This window comes from Candidatus Hydrogenedentota bacterium (genome assembly GCA_012523015.1).
GTDB lineage: Bacteria > Hydrogenedentota > Hydrogenedentia > Hydrogenedentales > CAITNO01 > JAAYBJ01.
Map to the genome: position 1 here is coordinate 1 of JAAYJI010000224.1, position 7,873 is coordinate 7,873.

General features: G+C 50.2%; 4 protein-coding genes and 1 pseudogene. 3 read left to right on the plus strand and 2 right to left on the minus strand.

Going from position 1 to position 7,873, the window contains the following annotated elements; all coding sequences use genetic code 11:
- Positions 1 to 190: 190 nt before the first annotated feature.
- Positions 191 to 1,879 (plus strand): annotated as a pseudogene (gene recN, locus GX117_09510) (DNA repair protein RecN).
- A gap of 3 nt (positions 1,880 to 1,882) precedes the next feature.
- Complete coding sequence (locus GX117_09515) at positions 1,883 to 2,470, plus strand: hypothetical protein (protein NLO33574.1); 588 nt, start codon at positions 1,883 to 1,885, stop codon at positions 2,468 to 2,470.
- Positions 2,471 to 2,506: 36 nt separating this feature from the next.
- On the opposite strand, the gene GX117_09520 is transcribed toward GX117_09515, so the two are convergent.
- Positions 2,507 to 3,718, minus strand: coding sequence for a hypothetical protein (locus GX117_09520; GenBank protein ID NLO33575.1), 1,212 nt, complete (start codon positions 3,716 to 3,718; stop codon positions 2,507 to 2,509).
- A 218-nt stretch (positions 3,719 to 3,936) separates the two neighbouring features.
- On the opposite strand from GX117_09520, the gene GX117_09525 reads away from it, so the two are divergent.
- Positions 3,937 to 4,698, plus strand: coding sequence for a hypothetical protein (locus GX117_09525; GenBank protein NLO33576.1), 762 nt, complete (start codon positions 3,937 to 3,939; stop codon positions 4,696 to 4,698).
- Between the two features lie 234 nt (positions 4,699 to 4,932).
- Here the strand turns inward: GX117_09525 and GX117_09530 are convergent.
- A partial coding sequence (locus GX117_09530; protein NLO33577.1) for a DUF5011 domain-containing protein occupies positions 4,933 to 7,873 on the minus strand: 2,941 nt, incomplete at its 5' end.

Sequence of the window (7,873 nt, forward strand, 5' to 3'; positions counted from 1 at the left end):
TAGAACTATTGTACCGAAGATCTCTGTGATGTCCTCTTTTTTTGACCGGTTGCATTTCAACCTTGAATCTGCGGGTGTATCTGCATCTCCGTTGCTCGGGCTTTCCTATGATACAATCTTCTTTGGTAGGCCACAGGCTTAGACCGCCCCATTCGTTCATAACCCTTTATAAAAGGTTGAACCGCATCTTATGTTGGAGACATTGCATATACGCGACTACGCAATTATCGATAACTTGAGCGTAGAATTTAAACCGGGCCTGAATGTGCTCAGCGGGGAGACGGGCGCGGGAAAATCCATTGTGGTGGGGGCGCTGGGTTTGGTTTTGGGCGGACGTGCCTCTGCTGACGTTATACGCTCAGGAGCACGAAAAACCGTATTGGATCTTATCGTACGCCTTGATGCTGCGCAAGCCCCTTTGTTGACCTTGCTTGAGGATCTGGATATCCCCGTGGAAGAGGATCAGCTCATCTTGTCACGGTCCATCGCTGCCGATGGGCGTAATCGCGTTCTCGCCAACGGCCGCGTGATTCCCGTATCGGTGTTGACCTCCATCGGCGATGAACTGGTTGATTTACACGGTCAGCATGAGCATCAATCCCTCTTCAAGCCGGAATGTCAACTGCGCCTCTTAGACGCTTGCGCAGGCGTGGAGTCGCTGGTCGAAGAGATCAAAGTTTTGGTCAAAGAGATGCATCAGCGCGCTGCCGACATTGAGCGGCTCGAAGCCGATGACCGCGACAGGATTCGGCAGGTCGAATTTATGCGTCATGAACTCAGTGAAATTGATGGCGCCGCCTTGATTCCTGATGAAGAAGAACAGCTGCGGGAGCAACTGCACCGCATCAACAATGCAGAGACGATTTATCGGCTCGCATCCTCTGCCTACGCGGCACTTTACGAATCAGACGGCGTGTCTGCTGTTGATATCCTTGCTGAAGCCTTAAAATCTCTTGAGGAACTGGAACAGATCGATGCGGATTTTAGGGAGCAGGCACGCTATGTGAGTGAGGCGAGAATCTCCATTGAAGCAGTCGCTTCAGAACTGCGCCGCTTTACCGGCATCATTGAATATGACCCGGAACAAATCAATCATCTCAATGAACGTTTGTCCTTAATTTCCACACTTAAACGCAAATATGGAAATGATGTGCGCGCTATCTTAGCGTATCGTGAAAAGACGGCAAAAGCGCTGGCCGAATTTGAAGACAGAGACGAGCGTTTACTTGTCCTGCGCAAAGAATACCGGGAATTGGTGGATCGTGCCCATGAAAAAGCGACGATATTGTCGCAGAAGCGCCATAAAGCCGCCCAAACAATGGACGGCGCTATTCAACGCATGCTCCGCACTTTAGATATGCCCAACGCATCTTTCAAAAGTCATCTTGAAGCGGTGAAGTTGAATAAAGACGGCATCGATAAATTAAGTTTTATGCTTTCTGCCAACAAAGGAGAAGCATTGAAACCGCTGCGTCAGATCGCTTCGGGCGGCGAAATTTCACGGATCATGTTGGCGCTAAAATCTGTCTTCGCAGCGCAGGATACGGTGCCCACCTTGGTTTTCGACGAAATCGACGCAGGCATAGGCGGCAGCACGGCCAGGCGCGTCGCCCGGGCGCTGACAGCCTTGGCGCAACGGCATCAAGTCATTTGTATCACCCACTTGGCGCAAATTGCCGCAACGGCACAAACGCATTTTGTGATTGAAAAATCAGAGACAAAAGACGGTACCACCACGAAGGTACGGGAAGTGCGCGATACAGAAAGAGGACTGGAGATTGCACGGCTCTTGGACGGCTCTGCATCGGGAGCCAGCTTAAAACATGCTAAAGTACTCATTGATGAATGTTATCGTGAAAAAAATAGTAAAAAGGAGTAGTAGATGAACGGTATTTATTCGGGATTGATCAAGATTGGTGTTATGGGCTCTGCCGGCGGTGAAATGGACGCGGAGATCTTAGAGCGCTGTACGGAACTGGGCCGCGCCATTGCCGATGCAGGCTGTGCAATTCTTACGGGTGGATGCCCGGGCTTGCCCCATGCCGCTGTGGTCGGCTGTAAAGAGCGGGGCGGGCTCACCATCGGTGTTTCACCTGCCTTGAGCATTCAAGAACATATCGGCCGTTACAATAGCCCCATAGAAAATATTGACGTGATGATTTACACCGGCTCCGGACTTATGGGCAGAGAAATCATTGGCGTGCGCAGCTGCGATATCGTGATCATTGCCGGCGGCAGATCCGGTACCCTAGGGGAGTTCGCCATTGCCTATGACGAGGGGCGGATGATTGGTGTATTAACAGGCACAGGCGGCATAGCCGATCATATTGAAGAGATTTTAGAAGTGATTCAGAAACCGACCGGCAGCCGAATGTTTTTTGATGATGATCCCCGCCGGTTGATCGAACGCAGCGTGGCGTCTTATAAAGCGGATCCGCCCGTAATTTGTGAGCGTGAATCCGGATTATAGGATCACTGTACTTTAAGATTACGCCTCGTTTTTCATTCAAGGCGTGGCGGCACGATAGAGCGTGATGATTTTATGTGCGTCGATTTCCGCCAGAATGTTGTGGATCGCACCAAAGACATAGCCGCCGTCTTTGCCCATGTAGGCTGTGATTTCCCGCACTTGATCGGCAACGGCTTCCTCCGAACCTTGCGATAGAAGGCCCTGCGTATCAACGCCGCCGCCCCACAGTGCGATGCGCTTGCGTGCCTTGTCTTTCCATTCTTTCCAAGAATGACCGCCTGCTGTCCATTGCACGGGATTGAGGATGTCAAAGCCGCTGTCAATGAAATCGTCAATGAGATCATAAACAGCGCCGCAGGAGTGGAAGAAGCATTTGATATCTGGTTTCATGGCATGGATCGCGTCGTTCATGCGGCGATAATAGGGTTGAAACAGGCTGCGGTAGGTGTCGGGTGAAGCGATGGTGTTATTTTGCGTGCCCCAGTCATCGGCTCCGCTCATATAGATGTCGATATGATCCGCCACCTCAGGCAGGTATCGTTCCATTCGTTTGATAGCATGGGATACGACCAGCTCATGTAACTCCACTACAAATTCCGGCTCAAGAAGGCACAGCAAGGGGAACATGGCGATACCTGTAAAATTGCCGATGCCGATTCCCGCAGAGATGCCGTGAAACATGATTGCGCGGTCTGTGCTCCGCCGTGCATGACGAACCATGTCTTGAAATTCGTTCACTTCCGCAAGGGTGGGCAGAGCCGCTTCTAAAGAGGCATTAAGCGTATCCAAATTCGGTTTGGGCAGCGGTCCGTTTAAAACTAAGGGTTGTCCGCCATGTTCTGCGGAAAACACATAAGCCGAGGGGAGCATCTGTGATTCAATAGCCCGTTGATACAAGCTGCCGTCGGGCAGCACTTCAAAGGCGGTGGGATCAAAGACAGCCGCATCAAGGCGTCCATTGAAATCGTAGGGATGCCATCGTTCCGGCTGGGGGTAGGCATTGGTCAGATCCGGTTGGATCGTTACAACGTCACAGCCAAGGGCATCCAGAACATCCGTATCTGCTAAGGCGAGCATTTGGCTCGTGTCGTGAACCCGAACGTTACGGGGCGGAAGCCCCAAGGCTTTAACCAACCGTGGATAGGCAAAGCAACTGATCCCCGTGGAGGGCATGGCACCCAAATCTTTGGGAATTTGATCCGGTTCCGTAAAATTGAGTGAAGCTAGGACGCGTTCGCGGCTGTTCATAAGAAGTGTCTTTCCTCGATCATAACCTTTGTTTTGGATCGGTCAAATTATGGATCTTCTTCGCATAGAATAAAAAAAATAAAAGGGCTGATCCGGAAGGGTGTATAATTATGTATAGACCTTTTATAGTTTCGCAATGGAAAAGGAAATTTCACGTTCCTTGAGTGAGTCGGAATCCTTCACCAGTTTGCTGTGTTTCTTCTAAGAAAGGAAATGCTATGCATACGTATTATAATACAAAGTTCACATTCAACGTCTTGGCTGTAATCGGGTTGCTGCTCTATCTTTCCGGCTGCGGCGTGGAGTTGGTCGCGACTACGGCCGTGCAGGCAGAACTGCAGGCACAAAATGCAAAAGCCGCCGCCAGACAGTTGGAAACAGTCAAGAAACAGGTCAACGACTTGACCTTTGATCGGGCTGTTCAAAGCTATCGGGCTGAGCACGGTGAAAACCCGCCCTCCCTTGATGCGCTCGTACCCAAATATTTGCCGACTCTGCCGCAACAGGCGGATGGCAGTCTCTACGCCTACGACCCGGCAACAGGCACCCTCACCGTGCCCACCGTATCCGTCGACTATATGACCGATAAACGAAAGGTGGAAGAAATTAAAGGGGCTATTCAACGCTACGGCATGGCTGTCGGCTTTTATCCCGGTACACTGGATGACCTGTACCCCCAGTATCTGGATGAACTGCCCAGAACCGTGTCCGGTGAAGCATTTGTCTACAATAACCAAAACGGCGATGTACTATTACCCGGTGAGGCTGCTAACGTGCAGCATGCGCAACAGCATGTCCCTCAAAGCGGGGGAATGCCTGCCCGCCAAAGCAGCGGCGGCATGGGCATCCAATCCGGATTGGGTAATGGCAGCACAGCAGGCGCCACAGCGGCAAGATCCCATCTTAAAAATAATGTCCAGTCTATTTCGCAGCAGTCGTCAGACAGACAAAGCCAAGTCATGGATCAGTTGGGATTATAATTTCGTTTCGTGATTTGATTGGCGCCCGGCAGCGTCGCGCGGCAAGGGGGACGAACATCACGCTGTTCATACAACAGTCGACTGTGTTACAGATAGACGCTCAGCACAGAGAAATGAAACGAGAGCACGACTGTTAAAGAAAAAGCCCGCGATTCACAATCCGATCTCACGACAGCCGTTTGAGCGGTGTCCATCGTCATCGCCGGATCATAAATCGCGGGCTTGTATTATTTCTTAGCGCAGCCGATTGAAGGCCAAGAGGCTCATCATCCCAAGTCCAAGGATCAGGAAATCTCCCAGGAAACGTTCCATCGATTTCGGGCACGTGGGACCGGTTGGCCCTTGCCGCACACAGTTAAAGCATCCAAAGGCGTTGTTGCATGGACCGAGATCTTCTATAACGGGCGGTGTCCCTTCCCCTTCACGACCGCCTTCGCCTTCTCTGCCTTCCCCTTCACGGCGATTATCGCCTTCGCCTTCTTCAGCAGAATCTTTTGACTGCTTCAGCACGGTAATCACCCGTTTGAGCGGGAAGGCTTCATTGCCCGCACGGTCAACAGCCGTATAGGTCAATTGGTATTCGCCGGCAACCGCTGTATTGACAACGCCTTGTACCAAGACATTGACCGTTCCGTCACATACGTCTTCGGCAATGGCGCCGGGCTCTATGAAACTCTGATTTAAGAACAGCGTCATGCGCGTCGGTCCGCGAAGCGTAATAATCGGGGCATCGGTATCTTCTACGGTTACGACCCGTTCCACGGTTTCGGTATTGCCGAGGCTGTTCGTAACAGTATAGGAAAGGGTGTATTTTCCGGGCGATCTCGTGTTCACGTATCCGGTAGTGCGAATGGAGGCGGTGAGATCACCGTCAACTTCGTCTTCTGCACGTGCGCCGGCATCCACATAAACCCCATGGCATTCAAGGACAACGCCTTCTGCGCCCAAAAGTTTGATAGTCGGGAAGCGGTTGATGAATTCAGCTTCAACACTGACAATCAAGATGACTGTTTGGGTATTGCCCGCTTGATCAGTTGCCTCGAAAACGAGGCTATATTGACCTTGTGCCGGACTGTCAAAATTCATTTTATGGGTGTCACGCAGTACGGGAGTCAATTCACCGTCGCAGGCGTCATGAGCGGTAATGTTGACTTGTGTGGTGTAATCGAAAGGCTCACCCACTTTCCATTGCAGCGAAGGATCAATGATCACATCGTCTTTTGGAATAATCGTCATTACAGGCGCTCTGGTATCTGCCACCGTGACCGTAAACACAAGCGGCTCTTCCACAGTTTTACCCAACGCATTCATGGCATTATAGACGACAGTGTACACGCCGGGGTTAGACAGGTCGCTCAGTTCCAAATGTCCGGAAATGTCGAGGAATTCGTCATCGAGCTCATCACATTTGCATTCGGGAACATTGGGCAACTTAGATTTATCTTTAACACTGACCAAGGACCGTAACAGTTCTTCAGGTGTCCCCGGTTTGTTAAGCAATTGATAAAGTTTGGAATTTTTAACGCCGCATTCAAGCGTCATGGTTTCGCTTAATCCGTCAACGAGTTCTATAACGGGCACCGTTTCGACTACCTCGATAATGCGATAGGCGGGGAGTGCTTGAGCAGAGTTTTCGCCGGAGCCGTCACTAACATTATGAATGAGGGTGTAAAGACGAAGCCAGCGGGCTGGATCAATGGGATACTCAGGGGTGCTCTGTTCGCGAACGGAAGGCAGCATTTCCAGAGCCCTGCGCAGTTCAGTTTGTTTTGATATTTGCGTCTGGTTTGTCAGTACACTTTCATCGGCACAATTGTCTCTGACACGCCAACCTACGCCGGGTCGGAAGATGAACCAGTTAGATTCAAATAAATGGGGCGATTCTTTCCACCAATTGGGATCCTCATCCAACTGATCTCTTAACATACACCACGGAATCGTCATTTTTGGGATTGCGCTGGGATTCCCCTCTGCATCCAAAATTGTAATTACGGGGCGGCCGCCATCAATAACATTAATGGTGCGATCTACGCGTCCCATTGTGCCGTAGGCGTCTTGTGCATCATAACGGATTCGATAACTGCCCGGACTCAAAGGTTTCGTAAAATCAACACCGCTGTAGGTTACGGTCATTTTGGAAGAAATATCTCCTTCACAGGCACTTATGGCAATAACATTCGCATAGGGATCAAAGATTTCATTGCAGCTGATTTGTTTTTCTGAGATATCAGAACCATCGGTGGTTCTGATACTGACAGTGTAAAGGGGCATAATTTGACGCGTGCGAACAGATGAAAAACCTGCCGGCCACGACGACCACGGGGCATTGCGTTTTGAGTCAGCACAGAGATAAAACATGCGATAGGGTCTAACATTTACCAATGGGGGCGGAAGATTGGAAGGATCATTCAAAAATCCCAGCCATTCAAAATACCATTTGCTTGTACGTTTATCCCAATAAATCAGTATGGATAAAATTTTGACCGGATCAATAGAACCTTCACACTCATCCATGGCCAACGCACCGGGATCTTCATAATTGGGTTTGTTGCAGCTCCATGCCTGCGGCGTGAAGTCTGAATTTGTTCCACCGGAATAATCTTCTATTCGCCAGTTAGGAGGCAGGTCAAAATACCGCTTCGGATGCCCCTTTGGATAAACGTTATTATAGTTAGCGTAGGCGACTACCCACCAATCCGGATCTTCTTTTTCATCGGGAAGCAGCGTGACGTTGGCCGCGCCGGCATTTAATAAAGAGACCGCCGGTTCGAATATGTCGCGGACAATAACGCGGCGTGTTGCCTTTAATTCATTACCACGTGAGTTGCGCACTTTATAAAGGATGTCAAAACTTCGCCCTACTTCGCCGGATCGTATATCGGCTGTTCCTTCGGATTGAATAGCATAGGTGAGATCACCATCACAAGCATCTTGAGCATATGCGCCCGGATCATCATACTCACGATTACAGTCTAAGTAGGAGATATAAATTCCCTCGGAGGTTCTGCTGACAAAATTGTTTACATAAAGCTCAAAGTCACCGCTGACAATGACTGTGCGTATTTTTTCCGGCGCGGCTTGCCCGGTGGAGTCTTTGACATTATAGGTAACACGGTATTCGCCCGGAACGTTTGTTTTGATTTCATGTGCAATTACAATTTGATCGGATAAGTCA

Coding starts and splice junctions, on each gene's coding strand:
- GX117_09525 (NLO33576.1), top strand. CDS start 3,937: ATGCATACGTATTATAATACAAAGTTCACATTCAACGTCTTGGCTGTA.
- GX117_09520 (NLO33575.1), bottom strand. CDS start 3,718: ATGAACAGCCGCGAACGCGTCCTAGCTTCACTCAATTTTACGGAACCG.
- GX117_09515 (NLO33574.1), top strand. CDS start 1,883: ATGAACGGTATTTATTCGGGATTGATCAAGATTGGTGTTATGGGCTCT.